Genomic DNA, 12,376 nt, shown 5'->3' with positions numbered 1-12,376 from the left:
CACCCGACGAAAGGGAGATCGTGACCGACATCGACTGGGACGTGCTGCACGCCGCGGCGCGGGACGCCCAGGAGCACGCCTACGCGCCGTATTCGAGGTACCGGGTGGGCGCCGCCGCACTCGTCACCGACGGGCGGGTGATCTCGGGCTGCAACGTCGAGAACGCCTCGTACGGCCTGACCCTGTGCGCCGAGTGCGGGCTGGTCAGCGACCTGCACCGCTCCGGCGGCGGGCAGCTGGTCGCATTCGTGTGCGTGAACGGCCACGGCGAGACGATCATGCCCTGCGGGCGCTGCCGGCAGCTGCTGTTCGAGCACGCGATCCCCGGGATGCTGCTGGACACCGTCTCGGGCATCCGCACGATCGATGAGGTGCTGCCCGATGCCTGGGGCCCCCGCGACCTGCAGGAGGCGGGTCGTTGAGCGAGCCTGGGTCCCGGTCGTTGCGCGAGCGCCAGCGAGTCGAAACGACAGTGGGAACGAGACGATGACAGAGCCCTTCGACGCGGTCGACGTGATCCGCGCACAGCGCGACGGCACCGGCGTGCCCGAGGACGCGCTGCGGTGGATGGTCGACGCCTACACCCGCGAATACGTCACCGACGCGCAGATGGCGGCGTTCGCGATGGCGGTGCTGCTGAACGGCATGGGACGGGAAGACATCCGGGTGCTCACCGATGCGATGATCGCCTCGGGGCAGCGGATGAGCTTCGCGGGCCTGGGCAAGCGCACCGTCGACAAGCACTCCACCGGCGGCGTGGGCGACAAGATCACGCTGCCGCTGGCGCCGCTGGTCGCCTCGTTCGGCGTCGCGGTGCCGCAGCTGTCCGGCCGGGGTCTCGGCCACACCGGCGGCACGCTGGACAAGCTCGAGTCGATCCCGGGCTGGCGCGCCGCGCTGACCGGCGACGAGCTGATGGCGCAGCTGGCCGGGGTCGGCGCGGCTATCTGCGCGGCCGGGCCGGGGCTGGCCCCGGCCGACAAGCGGCTGTACGCGCTGCGCGACGTGACCGGCACCGTCGAGGCCATCCCGCTGATCGCCTCGAGCATCATGTCGAAGAAGATCGCCGAGGGCACCTCGGCGCTCGTGCTCGACGTGAAGGTCGGCACCGGCGCGTTCATGCGCGACCTCGACCGCGCCCGCGAGCTCGCCCGCACCATGGTGGCCCTCGGCTCCGATTCGGGGGTCGCGACGGTCGCCGTGATCACCGACATGAACACGCCGCTGGGCCGTGCCGTCGGCAACGCCAACGAGGTGCGCGAATCGGTCGAGGTGCTCGCCGGCGGCGGCCCCGCCGACGTGGTCGAGCTGACTGTGACGCTGGCCCGCGAGATGCTGGCCCTGGCCGGACAGCCCGACGCCGACGTCGCGGCGGCGCTGCACGACGGCCGGGCGATGGACGTCTGGCGGGCGATGATCCGCGCGCAGGACGGCGACCCTGACGCCGCGCTGCCCACGCCGCGCGAGTCGCACACCGTCACGGCCGACGCGGCCGGCGTGGTGGCCCGGATGGATGCGTGGGACTTCGGCGTGGCCGCGTGGCGGCTGGGCGCCGGGCGCGCCCGCCCGCAGGACGCGGTGGTGCACGCGGCCGGCATCGAGCTGCACGTCAAACCGGGTGATACTGTGACCGGTGGCCAGCCGCTGTACACGCTGGCGGCCGACGACGCGTCCCGGTTCGCCCGGGCGCTGGATGCGCTGGAAGGGGCGGTCGAGATCGGGGCGAATGCTCCGGCCCTGCCGCCGCTGGTGCACGAGCGCATCACGGCCTGAGCCCGCGCCGGCGCATCCGCGGCCCGCGCGCGTATGCCTGCGTGCGGCACAATCATCGATCACCGACGGAGAACGACATGCCCATCGACCAGAACGGCGACACGACCATCGAGGGCGTCTCGCTGCGCAGCCTGCCCAAGGTCTCGCTGCACGACCACCTCGACGGCGGGCTGCGGCCGGCCACGATCATCGAGCTCGCCGATGCGGCAGGCGTCGCCGTGCCCGAGCGCGACGCCGCCGCGCTGGGCGACTGGTTCGCGCGGCAGGCCGACTCGGGCTCGCTGGTGGAGTACCTGAAGACGTTCGATCTGACCATCGCCGTGATGCAGACCCGCGCCGGGCTCACCCGCGTCGCGCGCGAGTTCGTCGAGGACCTGGTCGCCGATGGCGTGGTCTACGGCGAGGTGCGCTGGGCGCCTGAGCAGCACGTGGCCGGCGGCCTCAGCCTGGACGAGGCGGTCGCGGCCGTGCAGGACGGCATCGAGCAGGCCGAGGATGCCGCCGCCTCCGCCGGGCACGACATCCGGGTCGGGCAGTTGATCAGCGCGATGCGACACACCGACCGGTCGCTACAGATCGCGAAGCTCGCGGTGTCGTGGCGCGACCGCGGGGCGGTCGGGTTCGACATCGCCGGGCCCGAGGACGGCTTTCCGCCGGCACGGCTGCGCGAGGCGTTCGACTACCTGGCAGGGCAGTTCTTCCCGGCCACGGTGCACGCGGGTGAGGCGGCCGGGCTCGACTCGATCCGCTCGGCGCTGCTGGACGGGCGCGCGCTGCGCCTGGGCCATGGCGTGCGGATCGCAGAGGACGTGGACGTCGTCGGCGAGGACGGCGACGAAGTGCAGGTGCGCTTCGGCGACCTGGCGCGCTGGGTGCGCGACCGCGAGATCCCGCTGGAGCTGTCGCCGTCATCCAACCTGCAGACCGGCGCGATCGCGGCGTGGGGCACCACCGTCGCCGATCACCCGTTCGACCTGCTCTATCAGCTCGGCTTCGCCGTGACCGTCAACGTCGACAACCGCACCATGAGCCGCACCTCGCTCACGCGTGAGCTGGCTCTGCTGGCCGAGACCTTCGACTACGGCCTGGACGACCTGGAGGCGTTCCAGCTGAACGCCGCCGCCGGCGCGTTCCTGCCGATCGAGGAGCGCGAGGAACTCATCGACATCATCGCCGCCGGCTTCGGCCGCTAGGCCCGCGCGCTCGGCGGCGCAAGCCGCCCGCCGGCGCGGCCGCCGCACCCGGGTCGCCGGCGCCCGGTCTGTGGGGCTGGGCTCTCGGCGGCGCAAGCCGCCCGCCGCCGCGGGCCGGCCGCCCCGGGGGTCGGCCACTCCGCCCGGCCGCACGCCGTGCAGAACTCCTTCGAATCCGCGTCCAGACCACTCGTCAGGCCGCCTTCTTCGTCCTGCGGACTCGATGAGAGGAGTTCTGCACGGCCGGGCGCGGTGCCGGGGTGGCCAGAACGTGCCTGATGCGGTCGAGAACCTCGTCGCGGCGGTACAGAATGTCTTCGGCGATCGGCCGGATCGTCGTGTACCCTTGCGCGGCGGCGGCGATGTCGCGGCGCCGATCGCGCTTCTGCGCCGTCCAGCCGGAGTGGTGCGCCTCGCTGTCGCACTCGATGATGAGCCAGCCATCGACGACGAAGTCCACCCGGCCCACCGCGCGAATCCTCACCTGCACCTCGACGTGGCAGCCGAGTGCGCGCAGCAGCAGTCGCATCAAGGTCTCCGGTCCTGATTCGGCGCGCTTGTCGAGCAGGGGCCGCAAGCGCTGGAGTCGACGCGGCAGCAGGGCGAAGACGGCGGTGATCTTCTCTTCGTCGACGAGGCCGTGGTGCCAGGCGCTGTCCAGCGTCGCGATGGCCTCCCGAGGCGGCTGGCAGCGGCAGGCCTGCGCGAGTGCGTCGACGATGCCCGTGGCCAATCCGGATCGGTCCTGGCCGGACGCCCGCCAATGCCGGATGATGCCCTTCGCCGGTAGGGGCAGCCGGCTGGCGCCCTGCTCGACCTGCACGTGCAGGTCGTCGCTGGTGTGCACGAAGACGCCGAGCGTGCTCAGCAGCGAGATGCAGTCCAGGCGTGCGCCGAGCCCACCTGCGCGCACCAGGTCCACATCCGTGTCTGCGGCGATGTACCGACCCTTGCGCAGACGGATGAGGTCACCGGCCGAGACGCGCGCGGCGACCTGCCGGCGACTGAACCCCTGTGCGGCCAGCCCAGCGGGGCTGAGGAAGGTCGCGGGAAGGACCGTCTCGGCGAGCTGGATCGCAGTCTTCTTCGGCGTTGCCACACGACTATGACACCGGGGCTCGGGCGGGCGTGGTGTCCTGGTGGACGATCTGTGCACAACTCGGTGTCCGGGCCGGGGCCGCGAACCTGGGGAGGAGCCGGTGGTGGGCCCGGGCCGTGTGCAGAACTCCTCCGATCGGGTGGCTGCGGCGCCGGCTCAGCCTGTTTTCGGGCGCGACTGCGCCGGATCAGAGGAGTTCTGCACACCAGAGATGCCGCGGAGCGCCCGCCGAGCGGCGGAGCGGCCGCCGCCGGCGGTGTGGCGCGCCGGCGCGGGTCAGTCGTCGGCCAGGTCGTCCTGCCGGGCGGCGACGACCTCGCGCACGGCGCTGTAGAGCGGATGCGCCTCGCCCAGGCCGGTCACCTCGGTCACCAGCGAATCCACGTCGATCGTGCGCAGCAGCTGCTGCAGCGCGACCGACTGGGCGTCGGCCGGGTCGTCGAACGCGAGCGCCGCGCCCATCGCCGCCACCAGCGCGTCCACCGGCAGGCCCCGCTCGGCGGCCTCGGCGGCCGGTCCGACGAAGCGCTCGTGCCGAGACAGCTTGCGCATCGGCTGCCGGCCGACCCGCCACACCGTGTCCGGCAGCGCCGGGTTGCGGAACCGCTGCAGGATCGTCGCCCGGTACTCGGCGAGTTCCGCCACCGGCAGCCCGTGCTTGGCGGTCAGCAGTGCGGATGTCTCTTCCAGCGCCGCCGACACCTGGGCCGCGATCGCGTCGTCGGCCAGGGCGTCCGAGATCCGTTCGATGCCGGCCTGAGCGCCGAAGTACGCCGTGGTGGCGTGCCCGGTGTTGACCGTGAACAGCTTGCGCTCGATGTACGGCTGCAAGTCGTTCACGAAATGCGCGCCCGGGATGTGGGGCGGATTCACCCCGAACGGCGCGCGCTCGATGGCCCATTCGAAGAACGGCTCCACCGTGACGTCGACGCCGGCGTCGGCCGGCTGGGCGGGCACGATCCGGTCCACCGCGGTGTTGGCGAACACGGCGCGCGAGCGCACGGCCTCCCACGCGTCTCCGGCGGCCTGGGCGATCTCGGCCTGCAGCAGATCGGTCGCGTTGATGGCGTTCTCGCAGGCCATCACCTGCAGCGGCGGCGCCGACGGATCGCGCAGCGCGAGCGCGTCGGCGATCAGCGGCGCGATGAAGCGCAGCACCGTCGGCCCGACGGCGGTGGTCACCACGTCGGCGCCGGCGACCTGCTCGACGACGTCGGATGGATGCTCGGCGCTGTTGATCGCCCGGAATCCGGTGACGACCGTGTCGCGGCCGCCGTCGCCGACCTCGTGCACGGTGTACGAGTCGACGGCGTTGATCGCGTCCACCAGCGGCGCCGCGACGTCGGAGAACACCAGGTCGTAGCCGCCGTCGTGCAGCAGCAGGCCGACGAATCCGCGCCCGATGTTGCCGGCGCCGAAGTGGACGGCCTTCATGACTCGTTCACGGTCGCGAGCAGCCCGTACAGCGCCTCGGCGGTGGGGGCGGCCTTGAGCCGGGCGACGTCGTCGTCCTCCGAGAACAGGATGGCGATGCGCGAGAGGATCTCGAGGTGCTCGTCGCCCTTGCCCGCGATGCCGACCACGAACGTGACGGGTTCACCACCCCAATCGACGCCGCCGTCGTAGCGCACCATCGACAGCGCCGAATCGAGAATCATGTCCTTGGTCTCATTCGTGCCGTGCGGAATGGCCAGCTCGTTGCCCATGTAGGTGGACACCGTCTGCTCGCGCTGCTGCATCGCATCGAAGTACGCCCCGGTCACGGCGCCGGCCGCCTCGAGGATGTCGGCGGCCTCCTTCATCGCCTCTTCCTGCGTCGCACCGCCGGAGTGGATGCGCACCTGCCCGAGGGCGAGAACCTCACGTGACATGTCTGCTCTTCTCTCTTGATTCGGTCTGTCTGCTTCTGGCGGAGGCGACCGCGGGCCGTGAGGCCGGGGGCGCAAGCCATCCCAGCCCCACGGCTTGCCGTCTACTCTGAGGCCTCGCGCTGCCTTTTGACAAGGTCCACGACTTCGTCGTACTTCGGCGAGTTCATGAAGTTGTCCACCGAGAAGTGGATGGCATCAGGCGCCTGGGCCTGTGCCCGCGGCGTGAGCTGGTTCTGCGTGATGACCAGATCGGCGGTGCCGTCCAGGTTCGCGATCGCCTTGTTGACGACGGTGACCCCTTCGATGCCCGCCTTCTTGATCTTGTTGCGCAGCACGCTGGCGCCCATCGCCGAGGACCCCATGCCCGCGTCGCAGGCGAACACGATGGCGCTGACCTCGCGCTCGGGCGCCTCGGTGGCGACCGCTTCGGCGGCGGCGCCGCTGCCGGCGGCCGACGTGCGCAGCCCGGACAGGGTGCTGGAGGACTTGCCCTTGTTGGCCTCGGTCTGCGAGATCGCCCGTTCGAACGCGTCCTGGTCGCCCAAGGCGGCGAGGTCCCGCTTGCGCGAGGCGCGCAGGATGATCGCCGCGATGACGAACGTGACCGCCGCCGACAGGACCACCGAGAGGATCACGCCCAGATAGTCCGTCTGATAGGTCTGGGCGATCACCGCCAGGATGCTGCCCGGGGCGGCCGGCGCGCGCAGTCCGGTGTTGAACAGCACGTTGGTGGTGACACCGGTCATGCCGCCCAGGATCAGCGCGACGATCAGCATCGGCTTCATCAGGGCGAACGGGAAGTACACCTCGTGGATGCCGCCGATGAACTGGATGATCGCAGCGCCCGGGGCGGATGCCTTCGCGATGCCGAGGCCGAAGAACGTGAACGCCAGCAGCAGACCCAGGCCGGGGCCGGGGTTGGCCTCGAGCAGGAACAGCACCGACTTGTGCGCGGGGCCGGCCGCCTGCTCCAGGCCCAGCGGCGTGAGCACGCCGTGGTTGACCGCGTTGTTGAGGAACAGCACCTTGGCCGGTTCGATCAGGATGCTCGTCAGCGGCAGCAGGTGCGTGGCGATCAGCCAGTTCACCGCCGCGCTCAGCACGTTCATCAGGCCGTTGACCAGCCACGCGATCGGGTAGAAGCCCAGCACGGCCATCGCGAAGCCCCAGATGCCCGCCGAGAACAGGTTGACCAGCATCTCGAAGCCGGCCTTGACCTTGCCCTCCCAGAGCTTGTCGAGCCACTTCATCGTGTAGGCGGCCAGCGGGGCCATGATCATCGCGCCGATGAACATGTGGATCTGGCCCAGCGGGGCGGCGTTCGGGTCGGTCTGCGCCAGCTGCGCGTTGAACTGCGCGATCAGGTTGTCCGACCCCGCGATCACGCCGAACGTGGCGATCGCGCCGACGACGGCACCGCGGTTGCCGTAGACCATGTGACCGCCGGTGTAGGCGATGATGATCGGCAGCAGGTAGTGGATCATCGGGCCGACGATGGTGGCCAGATCCGCGTTGGGAGTCCAGCCGACGTCGATGAAGAAGGCTGTGAAGATGCCCCAGGCGATCAGTGCGGGGATGTTCGGCATGATCATGCCGGAGAGGAACGTGCCGAATCGCTGGATATGGACCCGGGCTCCTCCCTTTGCCTGCGTTGCAGGAACGGACGCCGTTGTCATTGCCGTGTCACTTTCTGTCGGAACGCCGGCTCATGCCGGTCGTGTGGGGGACGCGGCGGCCACAGCGGCCGCTCGCGCGGATGCCGCATCGCCCGCGGCCAGGGCCGCGGCAGCGATGGATTTGGCCTGGTCGAGGGTGTGCGCTCGCAGCGATGCGCGCACGTCGGCCAGCGCTGCCGGGGCCATCGACAGGCTCGTCGCGCCCAAGCCCACCAGCACGACCGCCAGCAGCGGATCGGCGGCGGCCTCGCCGCAGATGCCGACCGGCTTGCCGAGCGTGCGCCCGGCGAAGCCGACGTCGGCGACCAGGCGCAGCACCGCCGGGTGCCACGGGCTCTGGTACGACGCGACGCTGCCGAGCACGCGGTCGGCGGCCATCGTGTACTGGGTGAGGTCATTGGTGCCGATCGAGGCGAAGTCGGTGGCCGCCAGCACCCGGTCGGCCAGCAGCGCCAGCGCGGGCACCTCGACCATCACGCCGGGGACGCGGATGCCGCACTCCCGGGCGAACGCCGTGAAGTACTCGGTCTCTTCGACGGTAGCCACCATCGGAGCCATCACCCACAGCTCGGCGCCTTCGCCGCGCGCCGTGGTCGCGGCGTCGGCCTGCGCCAGCGCGGTGAGCTGATCGCGCAGGATCTGCTCGTTCGCCCGCAGCGCGCGCAGGCCGCGCCGGCCCAGCGCGGGGTTCTCCTCGTGCGCGTCGCCCAGGAACGACAGTGGCTTGTCGGCGCCGGCATCCAGTGCCCGCACCACCACCTTCTTGCCCGCGAAGCCCGCCAGAAGCTGCTCGTACGCGGCCTGCTGCTCGGCGACGGTAGGGGCTTCGGTGGCGCTGAGGAACAGGAACTCGGTGCGGAACAGCCCGACCCCTTCGGCCCCCAGCGCGATCGCGGCGGCCGCGTCGCCGGGCTTACCGAGGTTGGCCAGCAACGGCACGGCGGTGCCGTCGGCCAGCGCCCCCGCCGCCAGCGGTGCCGAGGCGGCCGCCGCGCGGTCGTCGGCGCGCTGCTGCGCATCGGCGAGCTGGTGGGCGGTCGGACCGGTGGTCACGATGCCGGCTGCGGCATCCACGATCACGGTCTGCCCGTCGGCGAGCCGGTCGGCGCCCGCGGCGCCGACGACCGCGACGATCGACTTCTCCCGCGCCAGGATCGCGGTGTGCGAGGTGGGTCCGCCCGCGGTGGTCACCAGCGCCAGCACCTGGGTCAGGTCCAGCAGGGCGGTGTCGGCGGGGGCCAGGTCGCGCGCGACCAGGATGAATGGATGACCGGGGTCGGGCACCCCCGGAGCGGGCACGCCGCGCAGGTGGGCGATGACCCGCTGGGCGATGTCGGCCAGGTCGGCCGCGCGCTCACCGAGGTAGCCGCCCATCGCGGTGAGGGTCTCCTGGAATGTCGCGAACGCCTCGAACACGGCGCGCTCGGCGGTCTTGCCCTGCGCGATGCCGGCGTCGATCTGCTCCTGCAGCGAGGGGTCCTCGGCCATCATCGCCTGGGCCTCGAGCACCTCCGCCGCGGTGCCGCCGACCTGCTCGGCACGAGCGTTCAGCTCGCCCGCGACGGCGGCGACCCCCTCGCGCGCCCGGGCGGTCTCGTCGTCGACCGACAGCGCGCTGGCGACGTCTTCAGGCGCCGGCAGCGGATCGGCCATGCGTGCCACCGGCCCCTGCGCCACACCCGGGCCGATGCCCACTCCGGTCAGCTCGGCGGGCAGCGCCTGCGCCTGTCCGGTCTCATCCGTCATGGCTGATCCTCTCGTCGACCCGCGCCGGCGCGGGGGTGGTCGGTGCGGCGCCGGTGGCCAGCGCGAGCGCACGGCTGCCGTCGCGGTCGCCGAAGATGTCACCCGGCAGCACGATCACGCGCACCCCGCGGCCTGCGGCGGCGCGGGTCAGGTCGTCGCTGCGGTCGGCCAAGTGCGGTCCGACCAGCAGCACGTCGGCGTCGTCCAGGCGGTCCGGCAGCGCGGTGATCGACACCGCCGTCACGACATCGCGGCGACCGGCGGCGCCGATCGCGCGACGCATGCGCTGCGCCACGAAGGTGCTGGACGCACCCGCACCGCATACCACGATGATCCTCATCGACCGTCCCTCCTGACTGCCCATTCTGACAATCTCCTGTGAGGAGGACAACCAGATCTGTTTCCGGAGGGGCGGAAACACCCGGGCGGTGCGCGTGGTTGACTTGCCACAGCGGCGCACCCCGATCTGCCGCGTGGAGGCGGACGGTGACCAGAGCGCGACCGGACCGCCTGCTGGCGCTGCTGGTGCGCGCGGGCGACTGGCTCACCGCCGCGCGGCTGGCCGACGCGCTCGGGGTCACCCCGCGCAGCGTGCGCTCTTACGTCACGGCGCTCAACGCCCGGGTCGGCCCGGAGCTCGCCGTCGAATCCGGCGCGCAGGGCTACCGCGCCGGGCCCGGTGCGGCGGCCGCCGCGGCGCTGGCCGCGGACGACGCCGCCACGCCCCAGGACCGGCTGCACACCCTGGTGCGCGCACTGCTGGATGCCGACACCGGCATCGACGTCTACGAGACCGCCGACCGGCTGCACATCTCCAGCGCGACGCTGGAAGCCGACCTCGGCCGGGTGCGCGCCCTGCTGACGGGCACCGCGCTGGCGCTGGAGCGCTCCGCGCAGCGCGCGCAGCTGCGCGGCACCGAGGGTGCGCAGCGGCGGTTGCTGAGCCGCCTGATCCACGACGAGATGGATGCCGGCGCCTTCGATCTGCGCGCGCTGCGGCGCACGCTCGGCGAGCAGCGGCTGGGCGCCGACGCGCTCGGCCGGTTCGAGGCCGCCCTGCGCAGCCGGCTCGGCGAGCACGGCTACTACATCAACGAGCTCGGCATCTCGGATGTGCTCACCCACATCGCGATCGCCGCCGACCGGGTCGCGCACGGACGCGCTCTCGAGGCGGCCACGGATGCCGCCGGCGGCCCCGCCGCCGAGCCGATCGACCGGCTGCTCGGCGACCTGGTCGCCGAGCATCTGGGCGTGAGCCTGGGCGCCGCCGACCGCCGGCACCTGGCCACGCTGGTGCTGACCCGCGTGGTCACCCCGGGCCCGGCCGCGCCCGAGGCATCCGCCAGCCCGATCGAGCCGGAGGTGGAGGCCGCGGTCCGCGAGCTGGTCACCCAGGCCGCCGACGAGTACCTGGTCGACATCGTGCACGAGGACTTCATCCGCCGACTCGCACTGCACGTGCAGAACCTGCGCTATCGGGCGGGCGAGCAGGCCTGGTCGCGCAACCCCCTGACCCGGTCGCTGAAATCGACGTATCCGATGATCTTCGACGTGGCGGTGTGGATGGCCGGCGGCCTGGCCGAGCGCCTGGGCATCGCCCTGCCCGACGACGAGATCGCCTACATCGCGATGCACCTGGGCGGCCGGGTGGAGCGCAGCCGACGCAGCGAACAGCTGCTGACGGCGATGATCGTGTGCCCCGGCTACTACGAGCTGCACGAGCTGCTGCGCTCGAGCATCGACCGCTCGCTCGGCCAGGCGATCGAGGTGGTCGGCGTCGAGACGCGCGTGGACCCGGACTGGGCGGCGATCGACACCGACCTGATCCTGACCACGATCGACGCCCCGCCGCTGGGTGAGCGCGTCGTGCGCATCCAGCCGTTTCTGACCGACGCCGACATCGAGCGGACGCAGGCCGCGGCATCCCGCATCCGCCGCGGACGGCGGCTCGCGCGGCTGCGCACCGAGCTGGAGCGCTATTTCGACCCGGACGCCTTCCTGGCGCCGCTGCCCGACGGGGATCCCGAGCAGACCATCCGCACGCTGGGCGGCCTGCTGGTGGCGCAGGGGGTCATCGACGACGACTACGTGCAGCGCGCCATCGCGCGCGAGCGGCTGTCGTCGACGGCCTTCACCGATGCGCTGGCGGTGCCGCACGCGATCGGGATGACCGCGACGCGCACCGTGATCGCGGTCGGCATCGCCGACCCGTCGATCGCCTGGGGGCCCGACCGGGTGCAGGTCGTGGCGATGGTCGCGTTCTCAGAGGCCGACCGCGAGGCGTTCCAGACCGTGTTCGAGCAGCTCGTCGAGGTGTTCAACGAGCACGACTCGGTGGCGCGCATCCTGCGCCGGGCGACCGACTTCACGTCGTTCCTGGACGAGCTGGTCGCCGTCATCGACGGCTGAACGGCCCGGCTCACCGGCGCGCGAGGCGGGCCTGCAGGCCGCGACGCACGGCCGGCCACTCGTGCGGCAGGATCGAGTACACGACGGTGTCGCGCAGCGTGCCGTCGGCCTGGATGCGGTGGTTGCGCAGCACCCCGTCCTGCTTGGCGCCCAGCTTCTCGATCGCGCTGCGGGACTGCCGGTTGTGCCAGTGCGTGAGGAACTGCACCGAGATCGCGTCGCACTCATCGAACGCGTGCCCGAGCAGCAGCATCTTGGCCGCGGCGTTGACCTCGGTGCGCTGGGCGGCCAGGCCCAGCCAGGTGTGGCCGATCTCGACGCGCCGGTTGGGCTGGTCGATGTTGCAGAACGTGGTCTCGCCGACGATGCGCCCGGTGGCCACGCGCCGCACCGCGAACGGATTCATCGTGCCGGACTCGTGTCGCCGCAGGCGGTCGGCGATGTCGGCGGGCACACCGTCCGGAGTCGGGACGGACGTGTACCAGCGCCCTTCCAGCCCGACCGCCGCCTCGGCGAGATCGCCGGCGTGCGCGGCGGTCAGCGGCTCGAGCCGGACGAAGTCGTTCTCGAGCGTGACCGGCGTGATGAAGTCCACGCGCCCAGACTACG

The 12,376-nt window shown here is 72.0% G+C and carries 11 protein-coding genes; 4 read left to right on the top strand and 7 right to left on the bottom strand.

The window, feature by feature from the left end:
• Positions 1-20: 20 nt before the first annotated feature.
• The 3 genes from ABD705_RS10735 to ABD705_RS10725 all read left to right on the top strand — a co-directional run bounded on the left by ABD705_RS10735 (position 21) and on the right by ABD705_RS10725 (position 2,966).
• Positions 21-422, top strand: coding sequence for a cytidine deaminase (locus ABD705_RS10735; protein WP_344783385.1), 402 nt, complete (start codon positions 21-23; stop codon positions 420-422).
• Between the two features lie 64 nt (positions 423-486).
• Positions 487-1,773, top strand: coding sequence for a thymidine phosphorylase (locus ABD705_RS10730; RefSeq protein ID WP_344783383.1), 1,287 nt, complete (start codon positions 487-489; stop codon positions 1,771-1,773).
• Between the two features lie 77 nt (positions 1,774-1,850).
• Positions 1,851-2,966, top strand: a complete 1,116-nt coding sequence (locus tag ABD705_RS10725; protein WP_344783381.1) for an adenosine deaminase — start codon at positions 1,851-1,853, stop codon at positions 2,964-2,966.
• A gap of 193 nt (positions 2,967-3,159) precedes the next feature.
• Here ABD705_RS10725 and ABD705_RS10720 read toward each other — a convergent pair whose 3' ends face one another.
• The 6 genes from ABD705_RS10720 to ABD705_RS10695 form a co-directional block, all read right to left on the bottom strand.
• A complete protein-coding gene (locus ABD705_RS10720) occupies positions 3,160-4,065 on the bottom strand; it encodes an endonuclease domain-containing protein (protein ID WP_344783379.1) in 906 nt (301 codons plus the stop codon).
• 276 nt (positions 4,066-4,341) lie between these two features.
• Complete coding sequence (locus ABD705_RS10715) at positions 4,342-5,499, bottom strand: mannitol-1-phosphate 5-dehydrogenase (RefSeq protein ID WP_344783377.1); 1,158 nt, start codon at positions 5,497-5,499, stop codon at positions 4,342-4,344.
• Positions 5,496-5,936: a PTS mannitol transporter subunit IIA gene (locus ABD705_RS10710; RefSeq protein ID WP_344783375.1), complete on the bottom strand. Its 441-nt coding sequence runs from the start codon at positions 5,934-5,936 to the stop codon at positions 5,496-5,498. Before ABD705_RS10710 ends, ABD705_RS10715 begins: the two co-directional genes overlap by 4 nt.
• Positions 5,937-6,037: 101 nt before the next feature.
• Complete coding sequence (locus ABD705_RS10705; protein ID WP_425562072.1) at positions 6,038-7,612, bottom strand: PTS mannitol transporter subunit IIBC; 1,575 nt, start codon at positions 7,610-7,612, stop codon at positions 6,038-6,040.
• Between the two features lie 30 nt (positions 7,613-7,642).
• Positions 7,643-9,358 (bottom strand): phosphoenolpyruvate--protein phosphotransferase, encoded by a 1,716-nt coding sequence (ptsP, locus tag ABD705_RS10700; protein ID WP_344783371.1) that lies wholly within the window; start codon positions 9,356-9,358, stop codon positions 7,643-7,645.
• The gene (locus ABD705_RS10695) at positions 9,348-9,698 is read right to left on the bottom strand and encodes a PTS sugar transporter subunit IIB (protein WP_344783368.1); all 351 of its coding nucleotides are present in this window, start codon (positions 9,696-9,698) and stop codon (positions 9,348-9,350) included. Before ABD705_RS10695 ends, ptsP begins: the two co-directional genes overlap by 11 nt.
• Before the next feature lie 146 nt (positions 9,699-9,844).
• On the opposite strand from ABD705_RS10695, the gene ABD705_RS10690 reads away from it, so the two are divergent.
• Positions 9,845-11,767 (top strand): BglG family transcription antiterminator, encoded by a 1,923-nt coding sequence (locus ABD705_RS10690; protein WP_344783366.1) that lies wholly within the window; start codon positions 9,845-9,847, stop codon positions 11,765-11,767.
• A 10-nt stretch (positions 11,768-11,777) separates the two neighbouring features.
• On the opposite strand, the gene ABD705_RS10685 is transcribed toward ABD705_RS10690, so the two are convergent.
• A complete protein-coding gene (locus ABD705_RS10685; protein ID WP_344783364.1) occupies positions 11,778-12,362 on the bottom strand; it encodes a GNAT family N-acetyltransferase in 585 nt (194 codons plus the stop codon).
• Between the last annotated feature and the right edge of the window lie 14 nt (positions 12,363-12,376).

The sequence above is a fragment of the Microbacterium kribbense genome (assembly GCF_039537285.1).
GTDB lineage: Bacteria > Actinomycetota > Actinomycetes > Actinomycetales > Microbacteriaceae > Microbacterium > Microbacterium kribbense.
This window is presented reverse-complemented; position numbering and strand designations above follow the sequence as displayed.

Coding starts and splice junctions, on each gene's coding strand:
- ABD705_RS10730 (WP_344783383.1), top strand. CDS start 487: ATGACAGAGCCCTTCGACGCGGTCGACGTGATCCGCGCACAGCGCGAC.
- ABD705_RS10725 (WP_344783381.1), top strand. CDS start 1,851: ATGCCCATCGACCAGAACGGCGACACGACCATCGAGGGCGTCTCGCTG.
- ABD705_RS10715 (WP_344783377.1), bottom strand. CDS start 5,499: ATGAAGGCCGTCCACTTCGGCGCCGGCAACATCGGGCGCGGATTCGTC.
- ABD705_RS10710 (WP_344783375.1), bottom strand. CDS start 5,936: ATGTCACGTGAGGTTCTCGCCCTCGGGCAGGTGCGCATCCACTCCGGC.
- ABD705_RS10705 (WP_425562072.1), bottom strand. CDS start 7,612: ATGACAACGGCGTCCGTTCCTGCAACGCAGGCAAAGGGAGGAGCCCGG.
- ptsP (WP_344783371.1), bottom strand. CDS start 9,358: ATGACGGATGAGACCGGACAGGCGCAGGCGCTGCCCGCCGAGCTGACC.
- ABD705_RS10695 (WP_344783368.1), bottom strand. CDS start 9,698: ATGAGGATCATCGTGGTATGCGGTGCGGGTGCGTCCAGCACCTTCGTG.